Below are 14,229 nucleotides of genomic sequence, written 5' to 3'. Positions count from 1 at the left end.
ACATTTGCTTCTTTTTACTATTTAATTAGATATAATATTTGTATCAAATGTTTTGGAATTTACTTTTTCTCCATCTATCTTCATATTTATTTTCTGTTTCGGATTTGCTGTTACCACCCAAGCATTCGGTAAATAACGATCTTCATGTGATAATGTAGAAGGTGAATTTATAACCTTTCCGCCTAAATATAGCGTAGCAGAAGAACCTCCATCCATAGCCATTGCATTTACTGCTCCTTTTTCATATAGAATATCTTGACACTCTTTTAACGTAGCCCCTATACTATGCGTCTGTCTACCGTCAATGACTAGAAACATAATTGTACCATCTTCTTTTTGGGCCATAATACTTCGCGGAGCAGAACCCCAACCACCGTCTCCTTCTGTAATCATTTTTTCTCCATTTACAATTAACTGTGGCATAAATCCTGCTGCTGAAACGATTTGTTTATCCAGAAGTTGTTCGGTAGAATAATTTCCTGTTATCATTTGCCCAAACTTTGTTAAACCCGTAATAATTGTAGGGGTATTTCTATCCATATTCGTATCAATAGCTTTCCCATTTTCTATTACTATGCCAGTTGCAACATTTCCTCCACCCCTTCCTGTTTCATCAGCAAATCCACTTGCATTCACAGCAACAAGTGCATGATTACGTTTTGCCATTACACTAATTTTTTCTCCCCTGTTAGCACCCTGTGTTCCTTGATGGCTAACGAGTTTAACATTGAAAGGATTACTAATAGTGACTAACTTTCCTTCGAATAGAAAGCGACTATCTTTATTACTTTTAATTGTTTCTACATCAATTTCTAATGGCTGACTTTTTAATTCTTCTAATCTTTTTCCTACTATTTTTTTATAAATATGCTCATCACTGTTTGACCATTTCGGATGATTAATTCTATCTTGCAGTTTATCTAGTTCCTTTTGGGATAGGAATGTATATTTCGCATATTGTGGATGCTGAGAAGTTAGTATACTCCCAGCGATTGTTATACGAAGCTCTCGGCCATAGCTAGTACCAAATAATATTCCTATGCCAATAATCATTAAAATAGAAAATAGAAGCAAGATTCTTTTGAAGATTTTCCTTAGATGTTTCATAGTTTTATCCTCCAGCATTCATTACATTCAATAAATCCATTAAAATATTATTTATCTAAAGACAAAAGTGTTTGATTTTCTCATTACTAAATTTCCCACTATATTTTAGTAATCAAGGCAAAATACTTATTCCAAATTTGTTTTTTTTAGTGTATATTTACAAATTTAATAACGTCTTTGCAACCATGAAATAAATTACTAATCCTGTTCCGTCAACAAATGTTGTAATAAATGGACCTGAAACAACTGCAGGATCCAGTTTTAATTTTCTTAGAATTAAAGGTAAAACAGCTGCAACAAGAGAGGCCCAAATAACAATAAATAATAAAGTGATTGCTACAACTTGTGCAACTTCTGTTCCAACACCTAACATATAAGCACGAGTGAGTCCAGCTACCGCAAGTGCAAGTCCAAGAAGCATACCAATTGCAAGTTCCTTTTTCATTACACGGAAAATATCTTTAAATTTCATCTCTCCAATACCAATTGCACGAGTAATTGTTGCTACAACCTGTGTTCCTGTATTCCCTCCAGTACCTACTAATAATGGAACAAAGAAAGCAAGGGCAACTACAGTTTCAATTTCGTCCTCAAAATACTTTAATACTGTACCTGTATATGCCTCAGCAACAAAAAGAAGTAATAACCATGGTAGACGTTTTAAGAAAATGCTCCAAATGCTAGCTTCAAAGTAAGATTGATTTAATGGTTCACTTCCGCCTAACTTTTGAATATCTTCTGTAGCTTCTGCTTCCATAACATTCATTACATCATCAAATGTTATGATACCAATCATTTTATTATTTGCTGTTGTGACAGGTATTGCTGCTAAATTATAATTGAGTAGCTTTTTTACAACTTCTTGCTGATCAATTTCAGCTTGTACTGAAATTACCTCTTGAATCATGATAGTAGATAATATCTCTTCATCTGGTGCTAGTAATAACTCATGTATGGAAACGATTCCCTTAAGATAACCGTGATTATCAAGAACATAACTATAAGATATTGATTCTACATTTTTAGAATTTTTCCTAATGTACTTTAATGTCATTTTTACTGACCAATTTCCTCTAACTGCAACAAAATCACTTGTTACAAGACTTCCCGCCGTTTCAGGTTTGAAAGTCATCAATTTTTTCACGTTATGTTTTGTAATTTTATCTAGATACGCCATTAATTTAGCCTGTTTTTCCGGATGAACCGCTAGAAGTAAATCCACTAATTCATCAATCGGTTGTAAATTTAGCAACTTTTTGGCTTTATTTTCAGATAAGTGAATTAAGATATTATATTTTTCTTCTGCACTCATATATTGAAGAATTTTAGAGCTTTTTAATACAGGTATTGTATTTAGTAATATGACTTGATCTTCAATTGAAAACCGTTTTACTTCTTGCGCAACATCATACGAAGGAAGACGTAAAACCTTCTCTGCATCTAAATTTTTTGGGGTTACAAGTAATTCATTTAATAATTTCTTCATGTTAACTCCTCCTCATATTGCTAAGGGAGACTCTAGAGTTTCATGAGTGGTTTTGTTTTATTTTATCTGTCTTAGATTTTTTATTAGAGCAATAATAGTTACATTGCAATCAATTCATTAGTTAGAATTACCTCCTTTTCGAATATAGACAAGATAAAAATAAATAAAATTAAACAGAAAAACCTTTACTCAAAAAGGAGTAAAGGTTTTTTCACAATACAAATAAATGATTATTAAGACCGCCCTGCCAAAATCACAGAAGTGCCTTTCTATCAAATCGTATACCACTCCCTCGTTGAGTTTTAGCACTGTATAGCATAGGTTTTTATAACCAGCTACATTAAGAAGGGCCTTAATCCGACCGTTCCTGTTGACCCATTGGCGTCTCTCGACATTTTTGGGCAGCAGCGTTTCTCTATACAGGAGCCTCACCTAACAAAGATTATTGAATTACTTCAAAATTTAAACCAGAATTTAATATTTGTCAACTCACTTTCAATTCCATTCTTAAAAAAAATCTTCTTTTATGATTAAAATCTGCTTTACTGTTTATCAAATTTATATGGTTAAACTACTTAATCAAACTATACGCTACAAGTCTAAAATATGTACTTATACGGAATTATTACATACATTTTCTCACAACATTTTTCAAAGGATCATAACGCTATAAAACATATAATTTTAGCAATACAGTTACTTGACAAGAAAAAAATATATATTTATGCTTGCTACACGAAACAAATACATAAAATTTATATTGCTGAACCTGTTAGGTGAGGCTCCTATACAAACACAGGCTATTGCCCAAAAATGTCGAAAGACGCCAATGGGTAGAACAGGAATTGTCGGGTTAAGGCTCTTCTTAAGATAGCTAAGTGATGAATTGTCATTACTTTACGTTGTATAGTGCCAAAGCTCTACTAGGGGGAAAAGCCTTATTTAGTCATGCCATTTTAAATCCCCCTAGTATGTAACTAGGGGGATTTTTGCGTAAGAAAATAGGGTGTAAGCAATAAAATCTGCCTAAACAAAATCCTATTTAGTAATTGACGAGAACAAGATTTTATTCATTAGCAAATGTAATATTATGCTTTGTTTTAAATTAGGAGGATATTAAAATGAAAAAAATATTAAAACTCGATTATCTATTGCTCCTCCCTCTATTCATAACATGTACTTTAGGTATTATCATGATGTATAGTGCGAGTTCCATTGTAGCTGTCCAGCATTACGATTATAAAAGTAGACACTTTGTTGATTCTCAATTAACAAAGCTACTTTTAGGAACAATAGGGTTCGTAGTTTGTGCTATACTCCCATATGAAATATGGAAAAAACGAATAGTCTCAATCTTTATTATGGTTGGGGGGATTTTTTTATTAATTATGGTTTTATGGAAAGGAAAAGTGGTAAATAATGCTCAATCATGGATCTTTGGAATACAGCCAGCTGAATTTCTTAAATTAGGAACAATACTCGTAACAGCCCGTTTTTTTGCATTACGACAAGAACAAGCTAAAAATAGCTGGAGTGGTAGCGGAAAACTTTTATTTTTTTTAGCTACAATTTTTTTTCTCATCTTTAAACAACCAAATTTAGGATCAGCAATTTTAATATTAGGTATAGGTTTTAGCATATTTCTTTGCTCAGGAATAAATATAAATCTACTAATCAAAAGAACTTCCATCGGTTCTATTTTGTGGTTCCCTGTTTTATATTTTTTAATTCAATATAGTTTGTCAGAAGTTCAAAAGACACGTATTACTACGATTTTCAATCCCTTTTTTAATGCACAAGGAAATGGATACCAGCTTGTAAATTCTTTTATTGCCATTGGCTCTGGAGGAATTACTGGTCTTGGATTTGGAAATAGCATACAAAAAACAGGTTATCTTCCGGAACCACATACTGATTTTATAATGGCAATAGTTTCTGAAGAACTAGGATTTATTGGTGTATTTATTCTATTGGCTGGAGTTTTGACTATAGTACTTCGCTCTTTAAAAATTGCACAATTATGTGTAGATCCATTCGGCAGTTTTATAGCAATTGGTATAGGATGTATGATTGGTATGCAATCTGTTGTAAATTTAGGTGGTATTACGGGACTATTTCCTCTTACAGGTACTCCATTTCCATTTGTAAGTTTTGGTGGAAGTTCTTTAATGGTCAATTTAATAGCAATAGGAATATTACTTAACATTTCAATTTTCAATAAAATAAGATTCCATCCTAGAAATATTTAACTTATAAAGTAAGCAAACAGTTTTAAGTTTATCTTCCCTTTTTATTTAGCTAGGTGTTTTAAAACATGCAAAGGCATATGTCGTTATAGTTCTTTAGCAAATCAAATTAGCATTTTAGTTATCCCATTAAAGGGTGCTTTAAAAAAATAATAAAAGCCTAATTTCTCCCTTATTACACTGAGAAATTAGGCTTTTATATTTAAATTTTCTTAACTTTTTAAATCCGTATTTTTTCTATTTCTATTTAGAGAGTGCTTTGAATTTTCAAGAACGTAAAGAATTTAATATGCTTTTATGCATATACAATAATGTTTGAATTTCTGTTTCCTCAAGCTGTTCTAATGCTAATGACATTGCTTTATAGGAAGTAGAATTTTCAATAGATTTTTGTGATATTTCTTGCCCCTTCATTGTTACTTTCAATTTTATCTCTCTACGATCTTCAGATGAGGGATTTCGTTCGATTAACCCTAGATTGACTAATTCATCCACATTTACACTCACGGTACTCTTAGGTACTGAAAGTCGTTCTGAAATACTTTTAAGGGTAATATTAGGAATTCCATAAATTGTGTTTAAGATCCCCATTTGTTGTACTGTTAATCCTAAACTAGAGGCATTTTGATTTCTTTGTTTATTGCTACAAATGACTGTACAACTTCTGCCCCTATTTTGAGGCTTTGATTTTTTTGTACCATTGTAGTAACTTCCTCTCTTTACATATAGTTCATCTTTGTATTATTCAAACCTGAACTATTTTATCATGGACTTCTTTCAGAGAAAAGTCAATTAACCAAATTCTATATAAAGCTGCTTAATTCTAAAAGAGGATTTTGTCACATTTCCAATAAGCTACTATTTTTTAATTTTTGATTAAATAATTTAATAATAACTACATAAACTAAACTTACTTGTATCTAATAGGAGTGTATTAGTTGTGGAAAAAAATTCTATATTCCTCATTTTTTTTATAATTTCTCTTTGTTTCAAACCAATATCTATTTATGCTTTTACAGATAGTCGTAAGGCATATGAAAAAACAGGAAAGGTAATTTGGGAAGTAAATACAAAGGAAAAAATAGTTGCACTAACATTTGATGACGGTCCTCACCCTGTTTTCACCCCTCAAATACTTGATATATTAGCTAAATACAATGCAAAAGCAACCTTTTTCGTAGCAGGTAATAAAGTAAAAAGGTTTCCAACTATTTTAAGAAGACAAGTAAAAGAAGGACACGAAATTGCTAATCATACTTATAATCACATTTATGATAAAAACCTTACTGCAGCTAAATTAACATCAGAATTAAACAAAACGGATGAAATTATCAAACAAATTACTGGGTATAAACCAAATCTGTATCGTCCAGTTGGAGGGTTACATAATGATTTAATCATTAATACAGCCATACAAAATGGTAAACTTGTGATCTTATGGTCGTGGCATCAGGATCCCCATGATTGGAGAAGTCCAGCAGCTAGCAAAATTTCGGGGCATATCATAAAAGGTGTGCAGCCTGGAAATATCATTCTACTTCATGATTGGAATGGTAGCGAATTTTCTGAGATATCTCAGACAGTTGAAGCATTAGAACGCATCCTAATCCACTTTAAAAACAATGGTTATACATGTGTCACCGTATCTGAACTGCTCTATCGTTCCGTAAAAATGATCCCCTCTATTTTTGACCCTTTTTATCAGTGAATCTGGGTTTATTTACTTTCTTCTTTTTAAATCTATAGTACTATAGTCTTTTTTATTACATTTAGAGATATTATAGACATTTTCATAATGATTAAATCAAGCTGTCGATATCTTAATTTCAAACAAACTTTTAAAATATTTTATCGCATAGAATAGACAATATGTAGTAGACATCATTATTATCTATTTCTCGTTAAAAGATGTTACTTTTAGAATTAATAACGGCTGTATAATAGGGTTTATCGGTACCAATGGCTCTGGGAAAACCACTACAATTAAAGCAATCCTTGGTCTAATTTTAAAAAATTCTGGGAAAATTAATTTTTTAGGAAACGATATGGATAAGCATGAAAGAAAGTCCAAAAACAAAATTGGTATTGTGCTAGATGAGGGATATTTTTATGATGGATTAACATTAAAAGAAATGAAAAATGTCATTGCTCCTTCTTATACTGATTGGAATGAACCCGTTTTTCAAGATTACATTATACAGTTTAATTTAAATCTAAAACAGAAAATTTCTAACTTATCCAAAGGGACGCGAATGAAATTTGCAGTTGCTTTGGCTCTATCCTACCACGCAGATCTATTACTAATGGATGAGCCAACAAGTGGCTAGGATCCATTAATACGAAGTGAATTAATGGATATTCTCCTTAATTTTATGAAAGAACTGGGAAATAGCTATGCTAATTAACTTAGTAATAAAAGACTTTATGTTAGTCAAAAAATATTTTCTAATTTTACTCGTTTTTGCTGCTATTGCTCCTATTTATCTTTCTACACAATTACAATTAAATGATGGCGGCCTTGTTAACTTTCTTTTAACAGTGATTTTGATGGAATATATTCTGTTCGGAACAGTATCCAAATATGAGGATCAGTACAAGGGAGCTGCTTTACTTTGTGCAACTCCATATACACGAAGCGCATTTGTAAAAGCGAAGTATCTTTTTCTTTTTGTAATTTTTATCTGTGCATTCATTATCCGTGTATATCAGTAATCGCACCATCAGGTATAGAAAACCTAAGTGCTAGTGCTCTTGGAATAACGTTTCTAACTCTAAGTATTTTATTTGGGATACTCCTTCCTGTTCAATTTAAATTTGGTTATGATAAAACAAAAGTCATATCACTTTTAACTACCTTTTAACTACCTTTTTAATACCTTTTGTTGCTCCTACTCTTATACGAGGTCTACAACCAAGTCAAATTGATTTTAAAATTATCTTTCCATTCTCACCAACTGTCCTAACATGGATGCCTTGTTTTAGCTCAATTGTTATTGGTCTTATATCAATGCTACTATCTCAAAAAATATATGCAAAGAAAGATTTATAATTTAAATTTTCTCCGTGATTAACTTATTTTATACCCTAAAAACCTTTTATATCAAAGTAAGCAAAATTTTAAAGTTCACTAGATTGGAACATTTATTTGAATGTTAATATGCTAAAATAGTTAATGTACTGTTAATCTTTCAGCGAATGTATAATGGCCTTTGTTACGATTTAATGTATAGTTGTAAAATAAAAAACCACTTCCTTAAGTAGTGGTTTTTTATTTTACAGTTAATACTTTATAAACGACAAGTTTCAAAGTAATTAAAATGAAACTTACTAAAAGAATAAAGCTATATTTACTTGCTGATTTTATATAAATTAAAATGATTATCTACTATCTAATTGTTCCTTATACTCTTTTAATGCTGCTTTCCAATGTCTTAATGGTTTTAATCCGTTCAGGATAATACAATCTTTGCTTAACACTGAATATTTAGGTCTATTGGCTGTTTGCGGGAATTCTTTAGTCTTTAAAGGAATTATATTGATATCTGTATTGAAGTCTTTAAAAAATTCAACTGCAAACTCATACCACGAACATACTCCTTCATTTGTCGCATGATATAGTCCAAATTGATCTGTCTCTACTAACTCCTCAATAAAGTTTGCTAAATCTATTGCATAGGTAGGTGAGCCAAATTGGTCTGATACTACACGTACTTCACCATATAGACTTGCTATTTTTCCTATTTTAGCAATAAAGTGACCATCGCCCTTTCCAAATATCCAGGACGTTCTAATAATAAAATGTTTCTTGGTGTATTTTTTTACGAAATGTTCTCCAGCCAATTTCGTTTCTCCATATATATTTAATGGATTAGGAAGATCTTCAAGATTGTATGGTGTATGCTTTTCGCCATCAAATACATAATCCGTACTAATATATACAAATTTACATTTTATTCTCCCTGCAGCTTGAGTGATATACTTGGTACCTAATACATTTACTTCATATGCCAACCCTTTGTCTTTCTCTGCCCCATCTACATTTGTAAATGCTGCACAGTGTACAATTACATCCGGCTTTACTCTATCAATGTAAGAGCAGACCTTTATTTTATTTGCAATATCTAACTTGGTTCGATTCACACCATATAGTTCGTGATGTGTTCTGCTGAGTACTTGCATTAAAGTTTGTCCTAGTTGTCCATCTACTCCCGTTATCAGTATCTTCATTTTAAAATACCTCATTTAATTTATGTAATTTTTAGCTAGTAGCAGTTTATGTATGTCGAACAATTAAGATGACTTCCTGCCATCTCTTGTCCGAAGCCCATTCATCTCCCACCTACTCACTTCGCGTTCCTTGAGGAAGGAGCCTTCTTGCCTAAAATTATAAAATTCATTCCCACCACGTACGGTTATCGATATACCACTTAATTGTTTGAGTGAGTCCATGATCAAATAGATAGTGTGGTTTCCAACCTAATTCTTCTTTCAACTTAGTAGCATCCATGGCGTAACGTCGATCATGTCCTAAGCGATCTGGGATAAATGTAATTTGCGATTGATCTTTATTTAGGAATTTGATTATTTTTTGTACAATATCTAGATTTGTATATTCAGTATCTCCTCCGATATTATAAATGTGCCCATCTACTCCACCATGAAGAACTAAATCAATAGCTACACAGTGATCCTCTACATGAAGCCAATCTCTTATATGTAATCCATCACCGTATAGAGGAATATCTTTATTATTTAACGCATGAGTTATTGTTAATGGTATTAATTTTTCCGTGAACTGATAGGGACCATAATTATTGGAACAACGAGTTATATTCATAGGTAAACCGAATGTCTCATGATACGCTCGTACCATTAAGTCCGCACTAGCTTTACTTGCACTATAAGGACTATTAGGAGCTATTATTGAATGCTCTGTAAACGCACCTGTTTGAGATAATGTTCCATATACTTCATCTGTAGAAATTTGTACAAACTTTTTCACTTTTGTTTTATATGCTGATTGTAATAAGGCTTGTGTACCTAATATGTTAGTTTGAACAAAGATATGGGGACTTTTAATACTTCTATCAACGTGAGATTCTGCTGCAAAATTTAATACATAATCAAATTTCTCTTTTTTAAATAACTTATCTATGAATATTTCATTTGAAATATCCCCTTTGATAAATTTATATTTCTGATTTGATGATATTCCCTTGAGATTAGATAAATTTCCTGCATATGTTAATAAATCTACATTTACAATTTGGTATTGAGGATATTTCTTTAAAATGTAACGAATAAAATTACTACCAATAAAACCTGCCCCACCCGTTATTAATAATTTCAATTAAAATCATCTCCATAAACAAAGTTGATATTAGTATCTTTTAATCTAGGCAGTTTTCTATCTTTTTCTGATAAAATTGGTTGATTAGTTGGCCAAAATATTCCTATCGTTTCATCATTCCATAGAATTCCCTCTTCATGGTTAGGGGAATAATACTCATCTACTTTATACTGGACGATAGTATTAGGTTCTATTGTACAAAAACCATGTGCAAACCCTTTAGGAACGGTAAGTAGGCGGTTATTATACTCACTTAAAATTGTTCCGAACCATTGCCCGTACGTGGGGGATCCCTTTCGAATATCTACCACTACATCGTAAATAGAACCAGAAATGCAGCTCACTACCTTCATTTGGGCTTTAGGATTCAACTGATAATGCAGCCCACGTATCGTGCCTGTGTGAAAAGATAATGATTGATTATCTTGTACAAATTCTCCCTGTAAATCTAAAAGTTCAAATTTTTTCTTATTATATGTTTCTATGAAGTAACCACGTTTGTCACTGCATTTATCAAGCTCTATAATAAAAACACCATCTAATGCTGTATGAATTTTACGCATTCTTCTCTCTCCATTCATTTAAATGCTATTGATGGGCAACCCTTAATAAATATCGGCTGTATTGATTTTCCTTTACCGAATTTGCTATTTTTAATAGTTGTTGCTTGGTTATATATTTCTTTTTAAATGCAATTTCTTCTAAACAGGCTACTTTTAAACTCTGTCTTTTCTCAATCGTTTCTATGAATTGTGCTGCTTCTAATAATGATTCGTGTGTGCCTGTATCCAGCCATGCATAGCCTCTTCCCAATAATTCAACTTCTAATTCTCCCATCTTAAGATATTCTTTGTTTATATCTGTTATCTCTAATTCTCCACGACTTGACGGTTTTATGTTTTTTGCTATTTCTATCACACGTTTATCATAAAAATACAGACCAGTTACTACATAGTTTGATTTTGGTTCCTTTGGCTTTTCCATGATATTAATTACATGCTTTTTAGAATCAAACTCCACTACTCCAAAACGCTCTGGATCATTGACATAATAACCAAAAACTGTAGCTCCCCTTTTCTTCTTAACAGCCTTTTCTAGTAATTCTGTTAGTCCATGACCATAAAAGATATTATCGCCAAGAATTAAAGCTACATTATCATTTCCAATAAACTCCTCAGCGATTATAAATGCTTGTGCTATACCTTCTGGATAAGGCTGAACAGCATATGAAAGAGTAATTCCATATTTTGAACCATCACCTAACACTTGCTCAAATTTATTAATATCTTGTGGTGTTGAAATAATTAGTATCTCTCTTATCCCCGCCAACATTAGTACTGATAAAGGATAATAAATCATAGGTTTATCGTAGATAGGTAATAATTGCTTTGATACAATTTGGGTAAGGGGGTACAATCTAGTACCGCTCCCACCTGCAAGAATGATACCTTTCATGGCATTGTGCTCCTTCATAGTTTTTCTGATATGCTCAATTCAGAGCCTAAGCTTTAAAAACTATATAGCTTATTATGCAGGGGGCCATTACTTACTTAATAAAAGTGGCCTCTTACATAAATAATTAATTTAAATATTTTCCTATTACAATAGAATTATAATTGCCACCGTAAGAATATGTACTAATTAAGGCATTGCTTACCGGTGTCTTACGAGCGTTTTCTATGACAAGATCGATTCTTCCTCTATGACTCTTTACATTTTGCGTAGCTGGTATTTCACCGTTAAATGCGCATATTACACTAATAAGAGAAAGAAGGCCTGCAGTTGCATGGGTTTCCCCAAAGATAGATTTTGTAGCACTAACAGGAGCCTCGATACCGAATATACGTTCTATAACTCTCTCTTCAATACGGTCAAAATATGTATGACCATTGGCGGCTGCACAAATATATTCTATCTCTTTTGGAGAAATCATTGCCTCTTTCATTGCTAAACGCATAGATTCCTCCCATGCCTTTCCTAGATGATTTAAGTCCCCTATTTTACTGTCATCAGAGGTTAATCCAAACCCTTTTATTTCAGCTAAAATATTACCATTTCTTTTTAACGCTGCCTCCTCACTTTCTACAATAAAGGCAACGCTCCCTTCACCAAGTATGGTACCGCTACTATTACAATCAAAAGGCCTTATATCCTCAGTTGTTAAGTATCTTTTTATTTTTGAGTGTCCCTCTATTATTGGATTATTTACTTCATCTGCCGTTACCACAATGAATGTGTCATAATCACTAGATTGAATCATGGCATAGGCATAGTATAGTGCACTAATACCAGAAACCCCACCACATGAAATAGTTGAAGTAGGCCCTTTTATTTTAAAGTTTATTGAAATATGTCCAGCTGCTGCGTTCATAACTGTGTTTGGAAATAATTTAGCATTGGCAGCCTTAACACCCTCCTGGATAATAATCCGGTTAAATGATTCTACCGTTGCTACTGGTCCTGTACCAGTAGCAAAAATAATCCCTATCTTATCCCTATTATTTTTATCTATCTTTAAGTTCCCGTTTTCTATAGCCATTTTCACTGACAATACCGCATGTTTGCTAATTGAATCCATCTTTCTTAATAAATTAGGATGTATTAGCCTTCGATAGTTTTGTTCTGGTATTTTTCCAGCTTGTATGCACCTAGGATTATCATTCCACTGTTTAATCTTTGAGGTACCACTCTTTCCCTTAAACATGCAATCTTTAATTTCCTGAAGGTTTGAAGAATTCCCAGCAAGTCCACCTACACCAGTAATTACGACTTTTTTTTCTTTAATTAGCGTTTCCTTTTCCTCTGATAACTCGTGGTTCTCATTGTACTTACAGAATAAAATACTTGCATTATTCCCTCCGAAAGCAAATGAATTTGATAGTACATAACTCAAATCACTTACCCTACCTATGTTAGGTACAAAATCCAGATTAAATTTTTGACTTTCAACTTCAAAGTTTATAGTTGGGGGTAAATATCCATGTTGAATAGCAAGAATACTTGTTACCGATTCTGCCGCCCCTGCGGCTCCTAACATATGTCCTATCATTGATTTAGTTGAAGAAACTGGTGTCTTATTTTCAGTAATTAATGTACGAATTGCTTTTGGCTCTGATACATCATTGGCCGGTGTACCTGTACCATGTCCATTGATATAGCTTACTTCCTTAGCATCTATGCTGGCTTTTTTTAAAGCACCTCGCATGGATCTCAAAGCACCTTCCCCGCCCGGATCTGGTGCTGTCTGATGATATGCATCTGAAGATAAATCGTAATCTACTACTTCAGCTAGGATATTTGCCCCCCTTTTAACCGCATGATCTAATGATTCCAAAACTAGAATAGCTGCACCTTCTCCGATTACCACGCCATTACTCTTGCTATAGGGCGATGGTGGCGTTGGTGCTAATGCTTGTAAACTATTAAAACCACTCATTGACACTTTAGATAAGGGATCTACCCCACCGGTTATCATGACATCTGCTTTGTTATTTCGAATTGTATCCAGCGCAAATCCAATTGAATTTGTACCAGCGGCACATGCATTGGAAATAATCATTTTTGGCCCTTTTATTTTTAAGTCTCGAGTAATATTGTCACAGGGAGTATGGATTGGATACTTAAAGAGTAACGTTTCATCTGCTTTTTCGATTCCATCTTTGATCCACTGTTCATGAAATGCTTCTCCGCTCAACATGCCGCCTAAAGATGTGCCTAATGATATTCCAATTCGGTATGGATTAAAGTTTTCTATTTTTAATTCAGCGTTTTCTACCGCTTCCCTTGCCGCCATGACACCTAATTTTCCACATCGATCCATATCCTTTATTTCATCCTTAAAGAAGTAATCATCTACCTCAAGGTTTTCAATCTCTCCGCCATAATGGGTTACCATTTCAGCCATATCGATATTTTGGATTACTTTAATACCAGATTTCCCTAATCTAATATTATCCCAAAATTCCTTTACACTATTTCCGTTTGAACAAATAATTCCCATTCCAGTCACGACGATTCGTTGATTATTCATGTTCATATGC

General features: G+C 32.8%; 9 protein-coding genes, 3 pseudogenes and 2 riboswitches. Of the genes and pseudogenes, 4 read left to right on the top strand and 8 right to left on the bottom strand.

Features of this window, described 5'->3' with window-relative positions:
• Window positions 1-21 precede the first annotated feature (21 nt).
• Together MR160_RS06835 and mgtE are read right to left on the bottom strand one after the other, a co-directional pair.
• A complete protein-coding gene (locus tag MR160_RS06835; RefSeq protein ID WP_242297137.1) occupies window positions 22-1,107 on the bottom strand; it encodes a phosphodiester glycosidase family protein in 1,086 nt (361 codons plus the stop codon).
• 157 nt (window positions 1,108-1,264) lie between these two features.
• Window positions 1,265-2,593: a magnesium transporter gene (mgtE, locus tag MR160_RS06830; RefSeq protein WP_242297136.1), complete on the bottom strand. Its 1,329-nt coding sequence runs from the start codon at window positions 2,591-2,593 to the stop codon at window positions 1,265-1,267.
• A 279-nt stretch (window positions 2,594-2,872) separates the two neighbouring features.
• Window positions 2,873-3,040, bottom strand: a riboswitch (M-box (ykoK) riboswitch).
• Window positions 3,041-3,354: 314 nt separating this feature from the next.
• Window positions 3,355-3,531, top strand: a riboswitch (M-box (ykoK) riboswitch).
• Window positions 3,532-3,714: 183 nt separating this feature from the next.
• Between mgtE and MR160_RS06825 the strand changes: the two genes are divergently transcribed.
• Window positions 3,715-4,842 (top strand): FtsW/RodA/SpoVE family cell cycle protein, encoded by a 1,128-nt coding sequence (locus MR160_RS06825; protein ID WP_242297135.1) that lies wholly within the window; start codon window positions 3,715-3,717, stop codon window positions 4,840-4,842.
• Window positions 4,843-5,106: 264 nt separating this feature from the next.
• Here MR160_RS06825 and MR160_RS06820 read toward each other — a convergent pair.
• A pseudogene (locus MR160_RS06820) lies at window positions 5,107-5,540 on the bottom strand (MarR family winged helix-turn-helix transcriptional regulator).
• Window positions 5,541-5,779: 239 nt separating this feature from the next.
• Here MR160_RS06820 and MR160_RS06815 point away from each other — a divergent pair.
• From MR160_RS06815 to MR160_RS06805, 3 genes and pseudogenes are all read left to right on the top strand, one after another.
• Window positions 5,780-6,547: a polysaccharide deacetylase family protein gene (locus tag MR160_RS06815; protein ID WP_242297134.1), complete on the top strand. Its 768-nt coding sequence runs from the start codon at window positions 5,780-5,782 to the stop codon at window positions 6,545-6,547.
• Window positions 6,548-6,719: 172 nt separating this feature from the next.
• A pseudogene (locus tag MR160_RS06810) lies at window positions 6,720-7,232 on the top strand (ATP-binding cassette domain-containing protein); the annotation flags it as partial.
• 1 nt (window position 7,233) lies between these two features.
• A pseudogene (locus MR160_RS06805) lies at window positions 7,234-7,888 on the top strand (ABC-2 transporter permease).
• A gap of 329 nt (window positions 7,889-8,217) precedes the next feature.
• Here the strand turns inward: MR160_RS06805 and rfbD are convergent.
• From rfbD to MR160_RS06780, 5 genes are all read right to left on the bottom strand, one after another.
• The gene (rfbD, locus tag MR160_RS06800; protein WP_242297133.1) at window positions 8,218-9,066 is read right to left on the bottom strand and encodes a dTDP-4-dehydrorhamnose reductase; all 849 of its coding nucleotides are present in this window, start codon (window positions 9,064-9,066) and stop codon (window positions 8,218-8,220) included.
• Window positions 9,067-9,232: 166 nt separating this feature from the next.
• Window positions 9,233-10,189, bottom strand: a complete 957-nt coding sequence (gene rfbB / locus MR160_RS06795) for a dTDP-glucose 4,6-dehydratase (RefSeq protein ID WP_242297132.1) — start codon at window positions 10,187-10,189, stop codon at window positions 9,233-9,235.
• Window positions 10,186-10,752 carry a dTDP-4-dehydrorhamnose 3,5-epimerase gene (rfbC, locus tag MR160_RS06790; protein WP_242297131.1) on the bottom strand — a complete coding sequence of 189 codons (567 nt, stop codon included), beginning with the start codon at window positions 10,750-10,752 and terminating at the stop codon, window positions 10,186-10,188. The genes rfbB and rfbC overlap by 4 nt, the downstream gene beginning before the upstream one ends.
• A 25-nt stretch (window positions 10,753-10,777) precedes the next feature.
• Window positions 10,778-11,644 (bottom strand): glucose-1-phosphate thymidylyltransferase RfbA, encoded by an 867-nt coding sequence (gene rfbA / locus MR160_RS06785; protein ID WP_242297130.1) that lies wholly within the window; start codon window positions 11,642-11,644, stop codon window positions 10,778-10,780.
• 124 nt (window positions 11,645-11,768) lie between these two features.
• Entirely contained in the window at window positions 11,769-14,225 is a 2,457-nt protein-coding gene (locus MR160_RS06780; RefSeq protein WP_242297129.1) for a beta-ketoacyl-[acyl-carrier-protein] synthase family protein, read from the bottom strand.
• Between the last annotated feature and the right edge of the window lie 4 nt (window positions 14,226-14,229).

Origin of the sequence: Bacillus cereus group sp. BfR-BA-01382 (genome assembly GCF_022663475.1) — a bacterium.
Taxonomy (GTDB): domain Bacteria; phylum Bacillota; class Bacilli; order Bacillales; family Bacillaceae_G; genus Bacillus_A; species Bacillus_A thuringiensis_S.
The sequence above is the reverse complement of the archived record's forward strand: the minus strand, read 5'-3'. Positions and strand labels throughout refer to the sequence as shown.